The sequence below is a fragment of the Bacillus sp. F9_6S_D1_P_5 genome, from assembly GCF_054823925.1.
In genome coordinates this window covers 368,750-390,522 of sequence record NZ_JBTREW010000001.1, presented here as the reverse complement: position 1 = coordinate 390,522, position 21,773 = coordinate 368,750, and the positions used below count along the sequence as shown (strand labels likewise).

The 21,773-nt window shown below is 35.2% G+C and carries 17 protein-coding genes and 3 pseudogenes; 10 read left to right on the top strand and 10 right to left on the bottom strand.

From position 1 onward, the window contains the following. Nucleotides 1–19: 19 nt before the first annotated feature. Both ACUXEY_RS01915 and ACUXEY_RS01910 read left to right on the top strand, forming a co-directional pair. Nucleotides 20–973 (top strand): annotated as a pseudogene (locus ACUXEY_RS01915) (metal ABC transporter substrate-binding protein); the annotation flags it as partial. Nucleotides 974–997: 24 nt separating this feature from the next. After that, nucleotides 998–1,627, top strand: a pseudogene (locus tag ACUXEY_RS01910) (ZinT family metal-binding protein); the annotation flags it as partial. 660 nt (nucleotides 1,628–2,287) lie between these two features. On the opposite strand, the gene pdxR reads toward ACUXEY_RS01910, so the two are convergent. Continuing rightward, entirely contained in the window at nucleotides 2,288–3,703 is a 1,416-nt protein-coding gene (gene pdxR / locus ACUXEY_RS01905; protein ID WP_461299947.1) for a MocR-like pyridoxine biosynthesis transcription factor PdxR, read from the bottom strand. Nucleotides 3,704–3,820: 117 nt separating this feature from the next. On the opposite strand from pdxR, the gene ACUXEY_RS01900 reads away from it, so the two are divergent. Continuing rightward, a complete protein-coding gene (locus ACUXEY_RS01900; RefSeq protein ID WP_166703319.1) occupies nucleotides 3,821–4,780 on the top strand; it encodes a proline dehydrogenase family protein in 960 nt (319 codons plus the stop codon). A 129-nt stretch (nucleotides 4,781–4,909) separates the two neighbouring features. Beyond that, nucleotides 4,910–5,125: pseudogene (locus ACUXEY_RS01895) on the top strand (IS4 family transposase); the annotation flags it as partial. Nucleotides 5,126–5,482: 357 nt separating this feature from the next. Here the strand turns inward: ACUXEY_RS01895 and ACUXEY_RS01890 are convergent. The 3 genes from ACUXEY_RS01890 to ACUXEY_RS01880 all read right to left on the bottom strand — a co-directional run bounded on the left by ACUXEY_RS01890 (nucleotide 5,483) and on the right by ACUXEY_RS01880 (nucleotide 9,474). Beyond that, the gene (locus ACUXEY_RS01890) at nucleotides 5,483–5,992 is read right to left on the bottom strand and encodes a DinB family protein (RefSeq protein ID WP_166703318.1); all 510 of its coding nucleotides are present in this window, start codon (nucleotides 5,990–5,992) and stop codon (nucleotides 5,483–5,485) included. 644 nt (nucleotides 5,993–6,636) lie between these two features. After that, nucleotides 6,637–7,113, bottom strand: coding sequence for a Cys-tRNA(Pro) deacylase (gene ybaK / locus ACUXEY_RS01885; protein ID WP_098313891.1), 477 nt, complete (start codon nucleotides 7,111–7,113; stop codon nucleotides 6,637–6,639). A 198-nt stretch (nucleotides 7,114–7,311) separates the two neighbouring features. After that, on the bottom strand, nucleotides 7,312–9,474 hold the full coding sequence (locus ACUXEY_RS01880; RefSeq protein WP_461299946.1) for a serine hydrolase domain-containing protein: 2,163 nt from the start codon (nucleotides 9,472–9,474) through the stop codon (nucleotides 7,312–7,314). A 268-nt stretch (nucleotides 9,475–9,742) separates the two neighbouring features. Here ACUXEY_RS01880 and ACUXEY_RS01875 point away from each other — a divergent pair, with 268 nt between their 5' ends. From ACUXEY_RS01875 to ACUXEY_RS01860, 4 genes are all read left to right on the top strand, one after another. Further along, entirely contained in the window at nucleotides 9,743–11,536 is a 1,794-nt protein-coding gene (locus ACUXEY_RS01875) for a response regulator (protein WP_461299945.1), read from the top strand. Between the two features lie 280 nt (nucleotides 11,537–11,816). Further along, complete coding sequence (locus ACUXEY_RS01870) at nucleotides 11,817–13,094, top strand: histidine--tRNA ligase (protein ID WP_461299944.1); 1,278 nt, start codon at nucleotides 11,817–11,819, stop codon at nucleotides 13,092–13,094. Between the two features lie 162 nt (nucleotides 13,095–13,256). Next, nucleotides 13,257–13,568: a hypothetical protein gene (locus ACUXEY_RS01865; RefSeq protein WP_087984159.1), complete on the top strand. Its 312-nt coding sequence runs from the start codon at nucleotides 13,257–13,259 to the stop codon at nucleotides 13,566–13,568. Nucleotides 13,569–13,830: 262 nt separating this feature from the next. Then, a complete protein-coding gene (locus ACUXEY_RS01860) occupies nucleotides 13,831–14,430 on the top strand; it encodes a hypothetical protein (RefSeq protein ID WP_087984158.1) in 600 nt (199 codons plus the stop codon). A 58-nt stretch (nucleotides 14,431–14,488) separates the two neighbouring features. Here ACUXEY_RS01860 and ACUXEY_RS01855 read toward each other — a convergent pair whose 3' ends face one another. Beyond that, nucleotides 14,489–14,869, bottom strand: a complete 381-nt coding sequence (locus ACUXEY_RS01855) for a winged helix-turn-helix transcriptional regulator (RefSeq protein ID WP_016080914.1) — start codon at nucleotides 14,867–14,869, stop codon at nucleotides 14,489–14,491. Nucleotides 14,870–14,997: 128 nt separating this feature from the next. Between ACUXEY_RS01855 and ACUXEY_RS01850 the strand changes: the two genes are divergently transcribed. Both ACUXEY_RS01850 and ACUXEY_RS01845 read left to right on the top strand, forming a co-directional pair. Continuing rightward, nucleotides 14,998–15,678, top strand: coding sequence for an NAD(P)H-dependent oxidoreductase (locus tag ACUXEY_RS01850; RefSeq protein ID WP_127813362.1), 681 nt, complete (start codon nucleotides 14,998–15,000; stop codon nucleotides 15,676–15,678). A gap of 150 nt (nucleotides 15,679–15,828) precedes the next feature. Further along, nucleotides 15,829–16,113, top strand: a complete 285-nt coding sequence (locus ACUXEY_RS01845) for a DUF1292 domain-containing protein (protein ID WP_074567512.1) — start codon at nucleotides 15,829–15,831, stop codon at nucleotides 16,111–16,113. A 200-nt stretch (nucleotides 16,114–16,313) separates the two neighbouring features. Here ACUXEY_RS01845 and ACUXEY_RS01840 read toward each other — a convergent pair whose 3' ends face one another. From ACUXEY_RS01840 to ACUXEY_RS01820, 5 genes are all read right to left on the bottom strand, one after another. Continuing rightward, complete coding sequence (locus ACUXEY_RS01840) at nucleotides 16,314–17,372, bottom strand: pyruvate kinase (protein WP_461299943.1); 1,059 nt, start codon at nucleotides 17,370–17,372, stop codon at nucleotides 16,314–16,316. Nucleotides 17,373–17,462: 90 nt separating this feature from the next. Beyond that, entirely contained in the window at nucleotides 17,463–18,173 is a 711-nt protein-coding gene (locus tag ACUXEY_RS01835) for a hypothetical protein (RefSeq protein WP_429602592.1), read from the bottom strand. A gap of 338 nt (nucleotides 18,174–18,511) precedes the next feature. Next, on the bottom strand, nucleotides 18,512–19,270 hold the full coding sequence (locus ACUXEY_RS01830; protein WP_461299942.1) for an SDR family oxidoreductase: 759 nt from the start codon (nucleotides 19,268–19,270) through the stop codon (nucleotides 18,512–18,514). A gap of 58 nt (nucleotides 19,271–19,328) precedes the next feature. Then, nucleotides 19,329–20,987 carry a putative ABC transporter permease subunit gene (locus ACUXEY_RS01825; protein ID WP_087984152.1) on the bottom strand — a complete coding sequence of 553 codons (1,659 nt, stop codon included), beginning with the start codon at nucleotides 20,985–20,987 and terminating at the stop codon, nucleotides 19,329–19,331. Next, entirely contained in the window at nucleotides 20,980–21,705 is a 726-nt protein-coding gene (locus ACUXEY_RS01820) for an ABC transporter ATP-binding protein (RefSeq protein ID WP_087984151.1), read from the bottom strand. Before ACUXEY_RS01820 ends, ACUXEY_RS01825 begins: the two co-directional genes overlap by 8 nt. Between the last annotated feature and the right edge of the window lie 68 nt (nucleotides 21,706–21,773).

The window sequence follows — 21,773 nt, the reverse complement described above, 5'->3', positions numbered from 1 at the left end:
AAGAAAAGAGGAGAATTTCATGCCAAAAAAATTAACTATGTTTTCATTCCTACTTATTTTCACCTTAATTTTAGCTGGATGTTCTAATAAAAAAGAAAGTGCAGTAAAAAAAGAGGAGAAACTTTCTGTTTATACAACTATTTTCCCTCTTGCTGATTTTGCAAAAAAAATTGGTGGAAACTATGTAAATGTCGAAGCAATTTACCCTCCTGGTGCAGATTCTCATACATTTGAACCAAGCCAAAAACAAACAGTGAAAGTTGCAAAAGCTGATTTATTCATTTATAACGGTGCAGAATTAGAACCGTTTGCTGAAAAAATGGAAAAAACCTTACAAAAAGAAAATATTAAAATTGTAAATGCATCAAAAGGAATCGAACTGCGTGCCGCAACCGAAGATGAACATCATGATCATGGAGATGGACATAAACATAAAGAAGATGAACATCATCACGATAAAGACCCACACGTGTGGTTAAATCCTATACTAGCGATGAAACAAGCTGAAAAAATCAAAAATGCTCTTGTAGAATTACAGCCTGATCATAAACAAGAATTCGAAAAGAATTTTGCAGCACTTCAAACTAAATTTACAGATTTAGACGATCGATTTAAAGCTGCTGTAGCAAATGCAAAAACGAAAGAAATTTTAGTTTCCCATGCAGCCTATGGCTACTGGGAACAACGCTATGGTTTAAAACAAATTCCTATTGCTGGGATTTCAGCTTCTGATGAACCATCTCAAAAAAAGCTTGCTGAAATTACAAAAACAGTTAAAGAATATGGTCTAAAATACATTTTATTTGAAACGTTTTCTACTCCAAAAGTAGCATCAGTTATTCAGAAAGAAACTGGTACAAAAATTTTACGCTTAAATCATCTTGCTACTATTTCTGAAGACGATGCGAAGAATAATAAAGATTACTTCACTTTAATGGAAGAAAACGTGAATACTTTAAAAGAAGCAACACAATTCGCATCAGTTGCAGAAAAGCCTTCTGAAAAGCAAGAGCAAACAACTGAAAGTCATACACATGAAAATGAACACGATCACAGTCATAATCATAGTCATGCTCATGACAAAGCAACAGAAAGAATTTATGAAGGATATTTTGAAGACAACCAAGTGAAGGATCGACCACTCTCCGATTGGACAGGAGACTGGCAATCAGTATATCCATATTTACAAGATGGAACACTTGATGAGGTATTTGCATACAAAGCGAAACATAAAGGTAAAATGTCAGCCAAAGAATATAAGGAGTATTATAATGAAGGATATCAAACAGATGTGAACCGTATCGTGATTCAAGGAGATACTGTAACATTCTACAAAAACAAAGAAGAATATTCTGGTAAGTATATCTATGATGGATACAAAATTTTGACATATGATGCAGGGAATAGAGGTGTAAGATACATATTTAAACTAGCAGAAAAAACAGAAGGAGTTCCTCAGTATATTCAATTTAGTGATCATGGTATTTATCCGAATAAAGCTGATCACTACCACTTGTATTGGGGTGACAATCGTGAAGCTTTATTGGATGAAGTCATACACTGGCCTACCTACTACCCATCGAATAAGAATGGACATGATATTGCGCACGAGATGATGGTACATTAAATTAGAAGTCACGATAATTATTTGTTTAAACAATATATAAAATTCAAAGGTTATCAATCTAGAATTATATTGTTTAATACTTAATAAGTTTATTATAAATAATATTTTTTATAGTAACAAATGATTTAATGAGATTAGGAATACAAAATAACTAAATATTTAACGATAGTAAGAGCGTGTTTTAATAAAAATTTTTAAAACACGCTTTTTTTATTTACTCTGTTATTAAGTTTATTCCAGACGTATCATTTACGCTTGAAATGCTGCAAATTCTTTTTTTATATTCAATCACTTTAGCAATTGTAGAGTAATTTGAATCTAACTAATAGCATCTATTATAAATGATATAACAGAACATTTGTTTATTTCGAATTCCTATAGAAAGTAACTTTTTGTTTTTTAACAAAAATCACCTATTAAGAGAGTGATTTTTCACGAGGTAATTTTTATCAAATTTTATTACACAGCTATAGGGTCCCGCCCCACATCCATCAACTTAAAAATCCAGAATTACCCCAAAACGAAAAAATGAACTTTTTGTTACAAGTTAACACAAAATTTCGTTCTGGAGGTACTATAAAATTTTAGCTGGATAGTGATGGGATCCTGACAGAAAACTAAGCCGAGTTGTCCTCATGCTAAGCTAAGGACGGCTCGGCTTTAATTTTTGGATTTAAAATTATATATTGCTTTATGTAGTCTGGTCACACCTTCTTTAATTTCTTCATTTTTTAGATGCCCATAACCTAAAATAATGCGATTATGATGTTTTCCTTTTTCTATAGTATGATCTTCTACAGGATATACTTTAACTCCAAACCGTTCGATCCATTCGAGTAATTCTTTTGAAAAATGGGATTCATTTAATTCAACAATTAGGTGTAAGCCTGTTGAATAACCGAAAACATTAACCCTATTCGAAAATGTTGTTTTTAAGCAATGAATAAGGAAGTTTCTTCGTTTTTTGTACATTTTCTTCATCTTCATAATATGTCGTTCCAAATAGCCTTCATCAATAAAACGGGCAAGGATAAGCTGTTCTAAAGAAGGGGTATGTAAATCCGAAAACCATTTTAGCTTGCGACATTTTTCAATAAGTTGTGAAGGAAGAATTAAATATCCCATTCTAAGGGCTGGTGATAAGATTTTACTAAACGAACCAATATATAATACACGATCTGAATCCAATCCCTGTAATGAACTTACAGGTGGTCCTTCATATCTAAATTCACTGTCATAATCATCCTCAACAAGATAACAATTTGTTCTTCTAGAATAGTTAATCAATTGAATCCTTCGTTGAATTGGTAACGTTCCTCCTAACGGAAACTGGTGGGACGGAGTAACAAAGATAAACTTTGGATAATTATTTAATGGCAGCAACGATGTCTTCATTCCATATTCATCAACAGGTATAGGGTAAAGAAGAGCACCTGAAGTTTTAAATATAGTTTGAATATCTTTGGTGATTGGATCTTCCATTATCACTGTATCATCGTGCGATAAAAGTAATTTAGAAACAAGTGTCATAGCTTGGGTTGCACCAGATGTAATCACAATTTGTTCTGGATGACAATCAACACCTCTTGTTTTCAGTAAATAGCGTGATAAAACCTGTCGTAATTCCGGACGTCCTTCGGGAATATCGTATCCAAAAGTAGAAGGTGCAATGTCATTCCATATGGTATGAGACAATTTTGCCCATGTCTTACGCGGAAATAAATCCAGTGCTGGTATACCTGAACGAAAGTTGATGATGTTATCATCTTTATTTTTATCTTCACTCCAATTCACAGAATGAAATGAAGGTGTTTTATTCTGTTGTTCTAAAAAAGTTCCTTCAGCAACAAATGTTCCAGCACCCCTTTTTGCAACTAAAAATCCTTCAGCCAATAATTGATCATACGCTTCCAAAATCACATTCCTGGATACATTCAACTCAGAAGATAGTTCACGTGTCGACGGTAGTTTTTCTCCTGATTGTAAGTCCCCGTTTAAAATTTGTTCTCGTATTTGCTGATAAATTTGTCTAATTAATGGTATATCTAACGACCGGTCAATGGGTATCCAAAGCATATTGAAATTTACTCCTTATCTAAAATTGGTACTTTGAAAATTCATTATAAATGGTACTAATATAAACCATTTTACCATGATAAAGTTTATGTAAATATGAAAAAGGAGATGTAAGTTATGACTAATCCAAAGGTTCAAGTCACCCAAGCACTTAAATCGGTTGCACGAAATGAACATATTAAATCTTATATTCAGCAGTCCAATGAAATCTATCCTTTATTATTGCAAGCCGCCAAACGGTTTGTAACCGGAGAGCATAGGCAAGATGGGCTTGCAACAGCAAAAGAACTGATTTCAAGAGGTTATTCTATTTCATTGGAATACATTGGTGAAAATACAACAGATTTAGAAGAATGCCGAAACGCCAAAAACGAGTTTTTGAATCTTATTGAAGAAATGGGTTTGTTCTCCATGAAGTCGACTGTGTCGTTTGATTTATCACATATTGGATTATCTGTGGATCCAGAAACAGCTTATATTCATTTACTTGAGTTAGCCAAGAAAGCAAATCTGTACGGCGTTACACTTATGATAAGTATGGAAGAAACATCAAAAACTGACGATATTCTTGATATTTATAAAAAAACAACTACGCAATATCCTAATGTAGGGATCACTATACAGGCACATTTATATAGGTCCAACAATGATGTTCAGGAATTAGTTCATTATCCTGGGAAAATACGAGTTGTCAAAGGGGCTTATCAAGAAACAGCTGATGTTGCTATGTCTAGATCAAAGGAATTAAATAATCGTTATCTTAAACTTGTAGAACAAATAATAGAATCTAACCACCCAGTATCCATAGCCACACATGATGAAATGCTTATTCAAGAAATGGAAAACCGTCAATACCTTAATCGACCCAACGTAGAAATGGAAATGCTCTACGGAATCCGTCCGGATTTGTTAATGGATTTAAAAAGTAAGGGGTACAACTGTAAAGTATATTTAACTTACGGAAAAGAGTGGTACTTGTATTTATGTCATCGAATAGCTGAATATCCGGAAAATCTATATCGTGCAGTAACGGATATGATCAATCCATCTTTAACAGACAGAAGTAGATTATATTGAGCGAACATTAAATTCCAAATATGGGGTAGCACCAGATCGCTATCAAGCTAACAAAAATAAACTTCCTCAAAATGCAAAGATACGCTATTCTTTTTTGTAGAAACATACAGAAAGGATGGCGTTTTTAGTATGGATTTATGGATTTCTGATGAATTAGAATTGTTTACTGAAGAATTACAGCGACATATGTCGCCACATGCTTTGGAACAGTTAGCTAGAAAGATAGGGTTTGTGAGTAAATATCGTGCACAAGACTTAGTGGCTCTTTGTGTTTGGTTAAGCAAACACATAGCTCATACTTCATTAACACAATTATGTAGTCAATTAGAAGCTAACACCTGTATTTTACAATTGCACCATGTCTGATAATCAAGCGGCTTAAATTAAAAAAATGAAACCCTTTAGGGTTTATTTCGTATGCAACTCTTTAATTTCCCTTACATGTAGCCATTAGAAAAAAATAACGTCAACTATAATTGACGTTGTATGAGCTTAACTTGATAGCGATGTGGCAAGACCCCTTATTTGAGATTATTATTTGCTTTTCATTTTTAGACAAAATCCAGTCTGCAACCAATCGCTGCTGCTTTTTTCACCCCATATTGTCCCATCTTCATATCAGTCTATGAACGGGGCGGGTGCCATAAAGAATGGACGGAAGCCGCGTTTTCCGCGCAGCTTCCGTCCCGATCTTCCGGACAACTAACTCAAATACCGATTTCGGATGACCCCCATGTGATGAATCTCGTGTCCTGCAATGCCGTACGCGAGGGCGCGCGGCGTAATACTTGCTTTGTTGGCTGTGCCTTTGCGGGACCATGCCTCCGCCGGTAACCCGCGCAGCAGTGTAATCGTCGATTGCCGTACGGCCCGGTAGTCTTCGGCCAATTGTGCGGTTGTCCAGTTTCCGAAAGGAGGCATGAACAATTCCTGGTCGAAACCGGACAGAGGCGTCTGGTCCCCTCTTGCGAACCGGAGCAGGCGGTAGGCCATGACGCGTTCTCCGTCTGCAATGTGGCCCACGACTTCTTTCAACGTCCATTTTCCTTCGGCATACCGATACGCGCCATCGCTTTCGGTCAACGATGCCAGCAGCTCGGTCATTTGCTTTTCCTGAGCGAGCAGAATGTCGATGATGTTGCCTTCCGGCACCAACCTGATATACTCTCCCAAGTTGCTGGCATATTCTTCTTCAGACGGTCTTTGATTCATGCGTAATCACCTCTCTATGGAGTTATAGAAAATTAAAATGCTCTTTCCAATGCTCTACCGCGATTTTTTTGCGAATTTCGTAATTTCGGCATGTATAATGAATTCGCGAAAGGATAAAACTTTCCTTTCAATAATTGAGAGTAAGCAACCACTTTGTTGGTTGGTGGTCACGATAAATTACCCTTTAACATAATAATACAATTTTATTATATAGCGTTCCTTATTTTGAAAATAGTTTGTTCCACCAACTTTTCTTCTCTTTTGATACCTTCTATAGTAAAACCTAATCTTTCAGGAATAGCTATACTCTTATGAGTATTAACAGCACATTGAATCTCCACTCTATTGATATTCATGGTTCCTTGTGCAAATTTGAATGGATAGGATATTCATATAAAGTTAACATAACGTATCATTATCAATAGCAAGGAAAAAGAAGAACCCTGCACTCACAAAGGAACCTTCTTTTTTAGTTCTATGAATCTATACATCCTTTACACATTCTATCCTGACGCGGTTTTATTGTTATTGTTATTATTGTTGTTTGTTACTGAATTAGCCAAAAAATTGTATAAAAAAGGATAATCAGCCCCCATAATGGACTAATTATCCTATAAACCTAGAACTTCTTTTCCTATGTATCATTATTTCGTTACCTCACCAAACTGCGCTCTCGTCACTTTCGCTAAGTCATCCACTTTCAGCTCAATTTGTATACCAATCTTCCCGCCGCTCACTATGATCGTTTCAAGCGATTGCGCACTCTCATCAATGCATGTTGAAAATAGCTTTTTCATCCCAACTGGTGAACAACCACCGCGAATATATCCTGACACTTTCGTAATATCTTTTACAGGAATCATTTCAATCTTCTTTTCACTAACCGCTTTTGCGGCAGCTTTCAAGTTCAGTTCCTCATCTACTGGAATGATAAACACATGATAATTTTTACTATTCCCTTGAGCGATTAACGTTTTATATACTTCTCTCACTTCTCGTCCAATTTTCTCAGCTACTGATACGCCATCAATTTTTCCATCGTCTGGGTCATATGACATCATCGAATATTCGATCTTTTCTTTATCTAATATTCGCATCGCATTTGTTTTATCTTTTTTCATAACGGTCTCCTTAAAAGGTTATTTCATATTATTAAGTTTTATTATACACCCTTTTCCATTTCACCTGCATAACTTCACATTTTTGTAGATATATTTATGCATCATCATACAAAGATTTCATTTCCCATTACATTCAAAATTACATAAAGAAGATCGGCATTGAGCCTTAAAATGGAAGGCTCAATGCCGATTTTACATTTAACGTCCAAATTCTTTATTAAATATTTTATCCCTGCCTGTAATGACTTCTGGACCTACTGCATTAATAGCAGTTACTAAAATATGTTCTCCTCCAATAGGTCCACCGACCCTTGTTTCAAATCCAAAAGTCCCACCAGCATGTCCCCAATACGATTGCCCGTCTGGTGTTTTCTCTTCATAAACTCCCAGTCCAACCTTACCTATAGGTGAATCTACCGTTGTTAACATCTGATTCATTAGTTCTTGATTTAAGAGCTTCCCACCTAACAGTGCACTGAAGAATGTAGTCAAATCTTCCACTGTTGAAACCATATCTCCAGCTGCATTTGCCCATGACTGATTAATTTCTGTCAAATCATATAAACGACCTGATCTATCCATGTTATAACCATTAGCATGCTTACCCGGTATGTGCGAACTTGCTTCCATTACGAATGTTTCTTTTAACCCGAGCGGTTCAATAAATCTTTTTCTAATTTGCTCCGCATACGTATCTCCTGTTACCTTCCGAATAATTTCCCCGGCTATAACAGTATTTGTGTTCGAATAGTCCCAGCCCTCCCCTGGTGCAAATACAGGCGGCTTTGCAAGTGCTAAACTTATGAGCTCATCGGTACTATAATAACGAAATGGGTTTTGAGGCAATGTAATATCTCGCATATCTAAATCAGTATATGCTGCAATCCCACTTGTATGGTTTAATAACTGACGAATTGTAATTTTACTCCCATCATATCCGTTACCCTGCACAACTCCCGGCAACCATTTTTCAACTGTATCATCAAGGTTTAATTGTTTCTCTTCAGCCAATTGCAGTACAACAGAAGCAGTGAATGTCTTCGTTATGCTTCCGATACGGAACGAAAAATTCGGTTCTACAGGGCTTGGCATCTCGTAACTAGCTGTTCCGGTAGCATACGACCAACGCTTTCCATCCTTTAATCCGCCAGCTATAACACTAGGAATTTTTTTATTCGTTACTACTTGATCCATTACATTTTGTACTTCTTCTCGATGTTTGCTTTTCTTTTCCTTATTAGTGGGTTCCTTTTTTGATTTTGCCGCAAATTCCGAAGCTAAAATATTATTAATCTGTTTCTCTGCGCCTAATACATTAATATTTATCGAGATAACATGTTGACCATCTTTCGTTCCACCAGCAAAGTTAGTAAAACCAGGGATACCACCACCATGTCCCCATACTTCAGTACCATCTGGTAATTTTGTTGCGTGAATACCAAGTCCATACTTTCCTAATGGGGTATCTACTGTGTGAGTCACCATCTCCTTCTGCATTTCCGGTGTAAGTAATTTACCACCTAATAAGGCACGGAAGAACGTTGTCATATCTTCTCCTGTCGAAATCATTTCACCACTAGCATTAGCAAACGATGGATTAAACAAAGTAATATCTACTAATTTATCTCCCGTATTTAAATAGCCACGGGCATTTTTTTTCGGAATATCCATTGAGCTTCCAGGAAGAACTGTTTCTTTTAAACTAAGAGGATTAATAATTCGTTTTTGTATCTGCTCAGCATATGATTCCCCTGTTACTTTCTGAATAATTAATCCAATAATAACCATATTCGTATTCGAGTATGACCATCCTTTTACTGGTTCCAATTGTAAAGCACGAGAAATTAATTGTTCCGCTGTATAATTCTCACTTGGATTCTCTATTAATTTCTCTTTAAGATCTGGAGTCAAGTAATCAGCAATTCCACTTGTATGATTTAATAGTTGGCGAATCGTAATTTTGCTGCCATCATAGCCTTTCCCTTTAATAAGTCCTGGCAACCATTTCTCTACCGTATCATCAAGACTTAACTTCTTTTCACCCGCAAGCTGCAATACTACTGTAGCTACAAAGGTCTTTGTTGTGCTCCCAATTCTAAAAGCAGAATCAGCGTCTACTTTATGATTTCTCTCAATATTACCTTCACCAGAAGCATATGCCCAACTTGTCTCTCCATTTTTCACAGTAACAATAACTCCTGGAATATTCTTTGCATCGGCAGCTTTATCAATAACTTGTTCAATTGATGTCCTTTTGTTTACCGCATGTACGTTTTCAAAAGAAGGTATCGCTAACGCTCCAACCAATATTGCTCCTGTTAAAGTAAGGGCTGTTCCTTTTTTTAAGATAAATGACTTCATTATGCATCGCTCCTATTATTTTAAATTTTTCTGTTGCCTCACTCCCTCACCTTACCTTCAATATTGTTAAATCACATAGTGACAAAACGTTTTAATTTATTTATGACGCTTTATGCAACTATGTCATATAAAACATGTGACAAACTGTCAACTGCTTCATATGACATAGTTTGTTGACTGTTTTTCTATTGACGATTTCAAAGATATGTTACATGATGAATCTGAATCATTAATGATTAATCTTAAAATACAAGTAGGTGCTTAATTTATGTTCTCATTCACAAAAGAATGGATTTGGTATGACTGGATATTTGTGCTCATACGAACATTTTGGCTAATTGTTATTATCAGCGCTAATTTTATGTTCCCAACATCCATTCATACATCAAGTATGATTGTACTTTCTCTCACTTTTGTCGTTTACCTTGTACCATTAATTATTCGATATAAGAAGCCAGAATGGTACCCTGCATTCGATATTATCACTGCGGGTTGTTTTTATCTTTACTTAGCATCCGTAGCTCCAAATTTACTTTGGTCTTTCATTTTAGTCGTAATCATTATTGGACTATGTAGTAATCGAAATAATTATATATGGAGCGGTATTTTTTGTGGATTTGCATTTCCACTATTGAATGCTTGGATTGCCAACCGACCGCCATATGAACTAATCGTTAGTTGTAGTCTCGGTTTTGCCATTGGTATTTCTTTTAATATATTAATTCAGTATCATAAGCAATCTCGAATTATTGAAGAGCAAAAATTACTATTAGAGCAACATATTAATAGGATTGAAGAGCTTACTTTAATAGAAGAACGTAATCGACTGTCACATGAACTACATGACACAATTGGTCATACACTTACTTCTCTCATCGCTGGCGTCACATCACTAAGATCATCAGTACCGGATTCACAGTTTGAACGAATTGATTCCCTTATCAGTATTGCTCAGCATAGTCTAAATGATATTCGAAAGCATCTACATGAGCTATCTCATAATCCACTTAGTAATTCATTAAGTGAATTCTTGCAACAATTAACAGATGAATTTATGAAATCTACAGGTACAGCCGTTACATTTCGTATGATCGGAAACGAAACCCTTGTAATGCAAAAAGTGAATTTTTGCCTATACCGTTGTCTTCAAGAGTCGTTAACAAATGCTGTTCGACACGGTAAAGCGAGCAACATATCCGTTCAACTACATTTCGACGACCAACAACTTCGATTGCAAATTGAAGATAACGGGATTGGAATGAAAGAAATTCAATGTGGCTTTGGACTCAGTGGAATGAAAGAGCGACTTGAACAAGTTCAGGGGACATTATCGGTTCAGTCTAATGTTGAACAGGGAACATTAATTATTTGTAATATTCCATTACAAACAAAACCTGTACATGACATCATTCGCTTATTGGTCGTTGATGATCAGGCACTTATTACAAATAGTTTAGAGCAAATTTTAGAGAACCAAACTGATTTTATTGTTGCTGGGAAGGCATACGATGGATCTGAGGCATTAATATTATGTGAACAATTACAACCTGACATTGTACTGATGGACATTCAGATGCCAGAAATGAATGGTATTGAGGCTTTACTAGAAATGAAGCGACGTTGGCCTAATATGAAGATTGTACTTATGACAACATTTGAAGATTCCTTACAAGCAGCAACTGCACTCGAGCATGGAGCTGAAGGTTACATGTTGAAATCTATTCATCCACAAGAAATGAAGGAGGCCTTGAAACTTATTTATAACGGTGGAACTTGGATTGACCAATCAGTTGCTACACGTATTTTTGAGGAAATGAAACTTCAACGTGAGCAATTAGCGAAAATCAAATCAACTAAACAAACTTTTCCATACGGACTTACAAAACGGGAAATGGAAATTTTAGAACATCTATCCAACGGATTACGCTATAAATCTATTGCTGCTAAGCTATTTTTATCTGAAGGAACAATCCGTAATTACTGCTCAAATCTCTATTCAAAGCTAGGTGTTAGCAATCGGGAAGAAGCGATAAAAATGGCACGAACAGAAAATATCTTGTAGGCAATGTGAAATGAATACATTTCGCTTCACAACTAAAAATATTGATAATTCAAAAATCATCTGATATAATTTTGAAAAACTTACGTTAAGGAGAGATTCGTAATGCGAAATGTTAATACTTCTTTCCAACTTCATCATCATACGTAACGCCGTGTATCCGAAGAAAAATTTTTCTTCGTGGGTACAGGGCTTTTCCTGTTGACCCACGAAGCGTTCATAAAGCTATGTGGGTATTTTTATACCTGCATAGCTTTTTTTAATTTAAAAAGGAGTGATTATAATGGAAATGAAAAATGTAAAAGGAACGAAAGACTATTTACCAGAGGAACAAGTGTTACGAAATAAAATTAAAAGAGCTTGTGAAGATACATTTGAACGATACGGATGTAAACCGTTAGAAACACCAACGTTAAATATGTATGAGCTTATGTCTTACAAGTACGGTGGTGGTGATGAAATTTTAAAAGAAATATATACGCTTCAGGATCAAGGAAAACGTGACCTTGCCTTACGCTATGATTTAACAATTCCATTCGCAAAAGTCGTTGCAATGAATCCGAACATCCGCCTTCCTTTTAAACGGTATGAAATTGGAAAAGTCTTTCGAGATGGACCAATTAAACAAGGAAGATTTCGTGAGTTCATTCAATGTGACGTTGATATAGTTGGTGTAGAATCAGTCATGGCAGAAGCGGAACTTATGAGTATGGCGTTTGAACTGTTCCGAACGTTAAACTTAGAAGTAACGATCCAATATAATAACAGAAAATTGTTAAACGGTATTCTGGAGTCCATAAACATTCCTACTGAACGAACGAGTGACGTCATTTTATCATTAGATAAAATCGAAAAGATTGGGATTGATGGTGTACGAAAAGATGTACTTGAGCGCGGAATTTCTGAAGAAATGGCTGATACGATATGTAATACCGTTTTATCTTGTCTAAAGCTTTCAATTGCTGACTTTAAAGAAGCTTTCAATAATCCACTCGTTGCCGATGGAGTAAACGAATTACAACAATTACAGCAATATTTAATCGCTCTCGGAATAAATGAAAATGCTATATTCAATCCATTTTTAGCACGAGGACTCACAATGTACACAGGTACCGTATATGAAATCTTTCTAAAAGATGGCTCGATTACATCCAGCATCGGTAGCGGTGGTCGATACGATAATATTATTGGGGCATTCCGTGGCGATAATATGAGCTATCCAACAGTCGGTATTTCATTCGGTTTAGACGTTATTTACACAGCACTGTCGCAGAAAGAAACGATATCATCTACAGCGGATGTATTTATCATCCCACTCGGGACAGAATTACACTGTTTACAAATTGCCCAGCAATTACGTGCTACCACTTCCTTAAAAATTGAACTTGAACTAGCAGGACGCAAATTAAAACGTGCCCTTAATTATGCCAATAAAGAAAACATCCCTTATGTGCTTATTATTGGGGAAGAAGAACTTAGTACAGACACCGTTATGCTGCGGAATATGAAGGAAGGTAGTGAGGTGAAAGTCTCCCTTTCTTCTTTAAGTAGTTATTTATAATACGAACCACCCTCGTTTGGGTGGTTTTTCTATTTTAAAGATAACGAAACCATTAGTTAACATAAAATAATTATATTCCACTAAAAACCATAAGTATTTAATATCCAATCACCTATTAATTTTGGTAATATATAGATATGAATGATTTTAGGAGGATTTACTTTGAAAACCTACATACAAGCACTAAAGTGGACTACAGGGATCTATCACCTTTTATTACTTCCTTGTTATTATGTATTTCCAAGTCTTGTTAACCTAAATGGGATACCTTTGCTACTATTAATTGCTTTACATATCACTACTATTTTATTAGCTAAAAAAGCAGGCATGAATGCGTACCCTCATTATATCGGTATTATCGTTACCCTAGTTGCCTTCTTTCCTTATATAGAAATGGTTCTACATTTTATAGCAGCCTTTTTCCTTTTATTAGATGCTGCTTCTACGAATGCAAAAGAAGTGTATGATTCATAGCTGGATAAAATGAAACTTTAATCAGTAGAGTTTTGAAGTCGGTTAGCAAATTGCAAAATTTACACAATAACTTTATTGTTAACACCCAAAAAGGATTTACTTTTTAAGTAAATCCTTTTTTAATTTCAAATTACTTTCCCTACTCCAGACTAATAAAAGAATATTCTGTTTTATTTTTATAAAATTCTAAACATTTACAATACAACTTAATTATCATACATTTTAGTTATGTAAAAAATCTAAGTTTAAAGGAGATGAATTCATGCTTAAAAAGTTAGTAGTAGGTGCATTATTAACTGTTTCATCGTTAACTGGAGGACTAGGATCAGTATCAGCTAGTACCGAAAAAGATTATACGATTTCCTCTTTCGAATATGTAACTGTAGATGAAAAGACTGTTGATTCGTTTAACAAATTGAGTGCTCCATCAAAGGAAGACGTAAAAATAACGCTAGTTCTACCGAAACAAAATCAAAATGGAGACTGGTTATCTTATGGATTTTCGAGCAAAGAAAGTTTAGAGGCTTTTATTGAAAAAGATAAACAAAGGTTGAATAATACAATCACTCCCCTTGGTGTTGAAGGAAGCGGACCTGGTAGTACAGACTTCTATAAACGTACAAATCAAGGTAGCGAGTATTTTTCTCTAAGTAGCGGTTATAAAAACTTGTCTCCTAGTTGGCAAAATCAAATTTCTTCTGTAAGTACAGCATCCCCTACTGCTAGCTATTCAACAACGCTATGGGAACGTACTTCAACTGAAGGATATGGAAAAGGTGTTGTTTTTAAACATGCTGATTGGTATGGTAAAACTGCAAACTTGGCTGCCATTCCAACTTCAGCAGTTGAAGTTAAAAAGTAAAAATACAGAAATAAAAGGTGTCTTCACGTATGGAAAACACCTTTTATTTCTACAACTCTTAACTATTATTTTTCGTATTTCTACTCTCCAAAACTTTCTCCATATTATGAGTTGCCCATTCCATCATTAATAGAATTACTGGACGAAGTGATTCACCAAGCTCGGTTAACGAATATTCTACTTTCGGAGGCACTTCTCGGTATACTTCACGATGTATAATGCCATCTGCTTCGAGTTCTCTCAGCTGCAGTGTTAACATTCTTTGCGTGATATTTGGTTTTAATCTTTTTAATTCATTAAACCGCTTTGTACCATCTAATAAATGATACAAAATAACCCCTTTCCATTTCCCTCCAATGACCTCAACCATCGCTTCAACTGGACAAGAATATTTATTTAAAAATGGGTAATTTATATTATTTTCGTTTGAACAATCCATCATAAGTCCCTTCCCTTACCAATAGTATATTTTTTGATACTATACCACATAAATGTGCGTACTTGTATCTATGTTACTTTAAAAATATAATTTACTTACAAAATACATTAATGAAAAGAGGAACTTTTATGACAAATACAAAAGAAATTACAAAAGAGAAAATTATGGAGGCATTTCATTTCAGACATGCATGTAAAGAGTTCGATCCTATGCACAAAATTTCAGAAGAGGATTTTCATTTCATTTTAGAAACAGGAAGATTATCTCCTTCTTCTTTTGGATATGAACCTTGGAAATTTATTGTCGTACAAAATAAAGAATTAAGAGAAAAACTACAACCGCATTCATGGGGCGCTGGTGGGCAACTTGCAACAGCTAGTCACTTTGTCATTGTTCTTTCAAGAAACATTAAAGATATGCATTATGATGCAGAGTATATTAAACATATGATGAACGATATTATTGGATTACCTGAAGATACTCAAAAAATTAGATATGAATTCTTCAAAAAGTTCCAGGAAACAGATTTTAACTTATTACAATCCGATCGTGCTGTATTTGATTGGGCATCAAAACAAACCTATATTGCTTTAGGTAATATGATGACGAGCGCAGCTCAAATCGGTATTGATTCTTGTCCAATAGAAGGATTTGATAAAGAGAAAGTAGATTCTTTACTTCGACAAGAAGGCATAATCAATGGCGATAACTTTGAAGTATCTGTTATGGTTGCCTTTGGTTACCGTAAAGAAGAGCCAAAACGTGATAAAACAAGACAGACTATGGATACAATTGTTGAATGGATTTAGTAAGATAACACGCGCTCCTTATAGCTGTATACGCATACTAAAGAAGTAGAATTTGATTTTTCCTATGTATGAAATTGATTTTTCATGGAAAACTATATTAGTATGTATGCAGTTTAAACACTCTATTTATTAGAGTTGGACAGGAGGAGAATGAATATGTCTGATATTGAAGTTGGCGAAGTGTTTACTCTTAGTGATGAGAATAACGAAGAGCAAGAAGTAGAAGTACTTGGAGCGATGGATGTCGAAGGCGCAGAATATATTGCCGTTGCCTTTGTGGAGGATATCCAAACAGAAACTGAGGAAGACATTGATATTTTCTTTTTAAAAGTAGAAGAAGATAGTGAATTCTCATACATTGAGAATGATGAAGAGTTCGAAAAAGTATCTGCTGCGTTTGAAAAGATTTTGGATGAGCAAGAGCAAGAAGAATAGGAATGAAACACAAGAGGACGGATGCATATCCGCCCTCTTTTTATTTATCCCGCTATTCGCTGGGCAGTAAGACTCCCACCTCAAAATTCGGCGAATGCAGAGGAGTTAGGTGGGAGGTCAACCGCCCGTAAAAGCCCGATTGGTGAGGACTGATAATCAGTGGGGGATGGACACCCCCCACTGATTAAAGTTTCACTTTATCACGCATCCAAAGACTTATGTAGCAATTTCAGTACATCTTTCATCACAAAAGGACCGTCTTTTTTCACATGTTCTGCAAATTCAGAAACAAGACGTAATGTTTTTACACTTTCAATTGGATGCTCGCCTGACGCACTTTCAGCAGAAAGCATAACAGCGTTCGTTCCGTCCAGTACAGCTTGGAACACATCAGTTACCTCAGCCCTTGTTGGAATAGAATGATCTACCATAGATTGAAGCATTTGTGTCGCTGTAATAACATATGTATTCGTTCGATTACATTCTTGAATCATCATTTTCTGCAAGAGCGGAATAAATTGATACGGCAACTCTACTCCTAAATCGCCCCTTGCAATCATAATTCCGTCTGCTTCTTTACATATATCTTGAAAATTCTCGATTGCTTCCATCGTTTCTATTTTAGCGATTAAATTTGGCGAAGTTTCTTTATGCTGCTGAATAAAATCTCGTATTTCTTTTATATGACTAGGTTTTCGTACGAAAGAACATGCGATAAAATCAACATTTTCTTCTAAAAGAAATTGAATATCTTTTTTATCTTTCTCTGTAATAGCTGGCAAACTAACGATTGCCCCCGGTAAGTTCACCCCTTTATGAGATGAAATATTACCACCTGTTTTCACCTTTGTTTCTATTTTGTCCATACTTATCTTCTCAACGATTAACTCAACTTCGCCATCATTAATTAAAATTCTACTGCCAACTTTCACATCATTCGCGATTCCTTCATAATCAACACTTGCTTCTCTATCGCTCCCTGTAACTGGTTGTGTATGTAAAAGAAATGAATCTCCCGCCTGAAGTGTAATTTGTTCTCCTTTTATTTCACCTAACCTTATTTTAGGACCTTGTACATCGCCTAAAATTTTAATAGAATCATCTAGCGATTTGACTAGACGAATAATATCTTTATGACTTTCATGCGTGCCATGTGATAAATTCAACCGCACTATTTTCATACCATTTCTTATTAATTGCGCTAACGTTTCTTTATTATTACTTGCTGGGCCAATTGTACAAACTCGATCAATTGTCATATTTATTACCCTCCTTTTTCGTTAGAATTCCCATAAACTTTCATTACACTCTCAACATAAAAAAGCCTACTCACAAGTAGGCTTTTAAAACTACGAAAGTTTCGTTAATAACTGAGTTAAATCTTTTTTCGTTTTCATCGTTAATGACTTCATTTTAGCAATATCTATCTTTTCTTTCTCCGCTCCTACAATTAACGGGTACATACTTTGCCCAATTGTTTTATATTCAGCTGGGTGTGATGCTTCTAGCTCTTTCTCAATCACATCCCACTTTTCATTAATTTGTTTTCCAAGTTTATTTACTGTTTCTAATTTCGGATTGGCAGCTAATTGCTTGTCTAAGCTATCAACTAATGCAGCAACTTCTTTGACACTTGTTTTCACAGCTACACTTTTCTTCGGATCTTTCGTTGTTTTTCCGTCTGAGTTTGTACTTGTACTTTGATCTGTCGTTTTTCCGCTAGTCGTTTGATCATTCGTTTTTCCTGTCGTTTCTTTTTCTTTTGTTTTCACATTCTCATTTTGAGTTGACGTTTTACCGTTACTTTCTGTTCCTGATGATTCTTTCGTATTTTTTGCATCTTTATCTGTTTTTTCATTTGAAGTAGTATTTGTTTCTTTTTCAGTATCTTTCGTTGTTTTTGACGCTTCATCTGCACTTGTCGTTTTTGCTTCTCCTTCATTTTGCGCTGTTACTTGCTCTTTCTTTTCTGTCTCTTTATCTGCTGAAGGACTACAAGCTGCCATAGTAAGCATTGTACCAATTGTTATCGATGCGATAGCGACCTTTTTCATTTTCATATAAATCCCCCTATGTTTACTTTATTTATCCTCCCCTTTACGATTCGATTTCCCCTTAAAAAATCCCTTTTCATACGAATTACCATCTTTCCGACAGTAATCTTCATAATAATACGTACAAAAACCGATAAACCAATTTGAATATTCGAGTTTCTTCTACTGCATTTTTCTTCTCTTTGGCAAAAGAAAAAGAGTATATTGTCACATGAAGAATTACGATCTTCATATGACGATATACTCTCCTATCAATTTTTTATCTTTCTTGACATTTTATTTAAACAAAAAAATATTATTTTCTTTCATTTTTTTGTTTTTCAACATTTGTTAACATAATATATTTATGAGTAACCACCATTCGAATGAATAACCTGCCCCGTAATCCATTTTGCTTCTTCACTTACTAAAAAAGAAATTAAGCGTGCTGCGTCCGCCGGTTCCCCTACTTTACTTTGCGGAAACTTCCATACTAAATGATGCTTCAGCTCCTCTGTAATCCATCCCGTATTCGTCGGTCCAGGGTCAACAGCATTCACTGTAATCCCCTTCTCCATCGCAACTGGTGCTACTGATTTTGTAAATGCTTCAATTGCTCCTTTCGTCGCTACATATGCTAGTTCATCAGGCATTGGCCCTAGCGACTGCCCTGAAGTAAGATTAATAATACTTCCACTCGCCTTGCTTGCATAATGTTTTATAAATAATGAACTTAATAACATAGTAGCGCGAACATTCACTGTATAATGTTTATCTAACTGTTCTACGTTTAATTCCTCAATTCTCGTATGAGTAGAATACGCTGCATTATTAATTAAAATAGATGGATCACCTAAACGTTCTGAGACCATATAAAACAAACGATTTGGCGAATACGACTGCGATAAATTGATTTCTGCCATTTCACATCGAACACCGTAACTTTCAATCTCCTCTTTCAACAAAAAGGGCTCTTTGTCATGCATTCCCCACGGCATCGCTTTATCATACTGAGACCAGTACGTGAAAAAAATGTCTATCCCTTTTTGAGCAAGCACCTTGCATACAGCTGCACCAATTCCATTCAAACGAGTTGCCCCTGTTACAATTGCTATTTTCTTCACCTTTTCTCCTCCATCTATGGATAAATCCTCTGCACGCGAATACAGAGGATCTATCTATTTATTCAATATTTGACAATATACGTTCTGCACCTAATTTTAAAATTTTAATGAAAATATAATTTACAATCGTAAACATTACAAATAAAACGATAAACATAACCCACAGTCCTACTTGAAGGAAGAAGTATAATAAACTTACTCCCGCTACAATAACTAAAGCTATAAAGATATTAGCTAAAAAATTCCACAATGTTGTATAGCGGCTCTTAAATAATTTCTGTTCTGTATCCCAATGTATATCTGCAGTTTGTGCATCCCAGCGTGTACCGATTAAATTAATTAACAATAACCCGTTCGCACTTAGTAAAAACCACAGTAACATGAATACAGGAGAAATCCCAGCTACAACCGCCATCGTAATGCCGAATACTGCTAAAATGATCACATTAATTAACCAAGCCGTGATTGCTTTCGCAAAAAAGATATCCGAAGCTTTTACAGGTAAATAACGATTCACAAACCAAGAGCTTCCATCACGTGAAAATGATGTTGTCGCGATAACGTTACTTCCCATTAAAAATAGCGATGCACAAAGACCAACACCAATTGCAAGGCCTGCCGATTTTGGGTTATCAATATACCCTGTAATCCACTTTAAATTCCCGTCTTGCACGAATAAAACAAAGAATAACATAATCGGCATAACGAAAGTTTGTACGATACAATTTAAGAAAAATTGTGGTGTACGGAATAACGTTTTAAATTCTTTTTTCACATATGCTTTCAAATGTGAACTTTGTACCGTTGATTTCTGTAAGCCTTCTGCTGAAATGACCTCTTTTTTTGCTGTACTCGTTGAAAGCCCAATAACCCCTTTTAAATATGTACGCTCTGCAATGTAATAAAACAACACAAAGAATACAAATGAAATAAGTGCAAAGATGATTACGTATAAAGGACCCTTCCAATTTGCATTTTCTACTAATGCCACTGCTCCGAAATATGTAGTTGGAAAATAGTTTGTCATTTGTACTAGAAGAGAAGATTCGTTGTTCGCTAGGTAATTCGTAATTGCATCTTCAGAAAACGAACTTTTATTTTTCCACTGTAAAAACACATTAATTCCTACAATAAATAGTATACTTACGATTCCAATAAATATATTTCCTCGGTCTTTATTTTTCGCTATATTTGTATACCTCATAATAACTGTCATCAGTAACGACGCTAATATTAACGGCACAATCGGGAAGAGTAAGTAAATAAAAATCATGTATATGTAATATGTAATAAATGCGCCACTTTTTAACCCGTACGTAATAAAGATTGGTAATAAAATGAATGAACTCATTACGTATTGTGTAATTAATACTGTTAAAAATTTCGCCGAAATAATTTGTGCTGGTTTTAATGGTAATGGCAACAACATTTCAATGTCATTACTATAGTAAAATACAGTTAAAATGTTCGTAATACTCATTAAAAATACCCAAATACTCGCAATCGCAAGTCCCATTGCGATAATCATTCCCGGATTTTGCCCTAAATGTATCATTCCCTCATACATTGCGTGTGTGATAGAACCAAACAGTAAAAAGCCGACAAATAAAATAGCTGCAAATGAAAATAAATACGCCCATCGCTTCTTCTTATCTGTTATAAAATCCGCATAATTTAATTTTAATAATACTTTCGTTAACGTCCAAATTTTACTCATTGCCCGTCATCTCCAAGAACATTTTTTCAAGTGATTCATTGGATTTAAAATGATCTCTCATTTCATCTAAATTTCCTTTAAACTGCAAATTTCCCCTATTAATAATCGCAACGCGGTCACATATTTTTTCAGCTACTTCTAATACGTGAGTAGAGAAAAATACAATCTTCCCTTTATCCGCATGTTCTCTCATCATTTCTTTTAAAATATATGCAGATTTAGGATCAAGCCCCGTTAACGGTTCGTCTAAAATCCATACATCTGGCTCATGCACGAGCACACCAATAATAACGATTTTTTGTCTCATACCATGTGAATAACTTTGAATTTGATCCGATAAAGCATTGTAAAGATCAAACTTCTTCGCTAAAGACTCGATTCGTTCTTGGCGTACTTCTTTCGGCACTTCATACATATCTGCCATAAAGTTTAAATATTCAATTCCCTTTAATCGTAAAAACATATCTGGGCTATCTGGGACATAACCAAACGTCTTTTTCGCTTCCATTGGATTTTTCATAATATCTATACCGTTAATCGTAATCGTCCCTTTGTCCACCCCATGAATGCCAGTAATCATCTTAATTGTCGTTGATTTACCCGCACCGTTCGGTCCTAAAAATCCAAAAATTTCTCCGCTAGGCACAGATAAACTTAAATCTTTTACTGCATAGGTAGACCCATTATAACTTTTTGACACATTCGTAATTTCAATCATTCCATCCAATCCTTTCCTTAATTACCAAATAACTATATTAACATTATAGCATACTTATATTTTTAGAT

What these genes read in the sequence shown, in the direction of transcription:
- ACUXEY_RS01820 (WP_087984151.1), bottom strand. Translation starts at nt 21,705, where the DNA reads ATGATTGAAATTACGAATGTGTCAAAAAGTTATAATGGGTCTACCTAT.
- ACUXEY_RS01825 (WP_087984152.1), bottom strand. Translation starts at nt 20,987, where the DNA reads ATGAGTAAAATTTGGACGTTAACGAAAGTATTATTAAAATTAAATTAT.
- ACUXEY_RS01860 (WP_087984158.1), top strand. Translation starts at nt 13,831, where the DNA reads ATGCTTAAAAAGTTAGTAGTAGGTGCATTATTAACTGTTTCATCGTTA.
- ACUXEY_RS01900 (WP_166703319.1), top strand. Translation starts at nt 3,821, where the DNA reads ATGACTAATCCAAAGGTTCAAGTCACCCAAGCACTTAAATCGGTTGCA.
- ACUXEY_RS01880 (WP_461299946.1), bottom strand. Translation starts at nt 9,474, where the DNA reads ATGAAGTCATTTATCTTAAAAAAAGGAACAGCCCTTACTTTAACAGGA.
- ybaK (WP_098313891.1), bottom strand. Translation starts at nt 7,113, where the DNA reads ATGAAAAAAGATAAAACAAATGCGATGCGAATATTAGATAAAGAAAAG.
- ACUXEY_RS01840 (WP_461299943.1), bottom strand. Translation starts at nt 17,372, where the DNA reads ATGACAATTGATCGAGTTTGTACAATTGGCCCAGCAAGTAATAATAAA.
- ACUXEY_RS01890 (WP_166703318.1), bottom strand. Translation starts at nt 5,992, where the DNA reads ATGAATCAAAGACCGTCTGAAGAAGAATATGCCAGCAACTTGGGAGAG.
- ACUXEY_RS01850 (WP_127813362.1), top strand. Translation starts at nt 14,998, where the DNA reads ATGACAAATACAAAAGAAATTACAAAAGAGAAAATTATGGAGGCATTT.
- ACUXEY_RS01835 (WP_429602592.1), bottom strand. Translation starts at nt 18,173, where the DNA reads ATGAAAATGAAAAAGGTCGCTATCGCATCGATAACAATTGGTACAATG.
- ACUXEY_RS01845 (WP_074567512.1), top strand. Translation starts at nt 15,829, where the DNA reads ATGAATATGTCTGATATTGAAGTTGGCGAAGTGTTTACTCTTAGTGAT.
- ACUXEY_RS01870 (WP_461299944.1), top strand. Translation starts at nt 11,817, where the DNA reads ATGGAAATGAAAAATGTAAAAGGAACGAAAGACTATTTACCAGAGGAA.
- ACUXEY_RS01875 (WP_461299945.1), top strand. Translation starts at nt 9,743, where the DNA reads ATGTTCTCATTCACAAAAGAATGGATTTGGTATGACTGGATATTTGTG.
- pdxR (WP_461299947.1), bottom strand. Translation starts at nt 3,703, where the DNA reads ATGCTTTGGATACCCATTGACCGGTCGTTAGATATACCATTAATTAGA.
- ACUXEY_RS01855 (WP_016080914.1), bottom strand. Translation starts at nt 14,869, where the DNA reads ATGGATTGTTCAAACGAAAATAATATAAATTACCCATTTTTAAATAAA.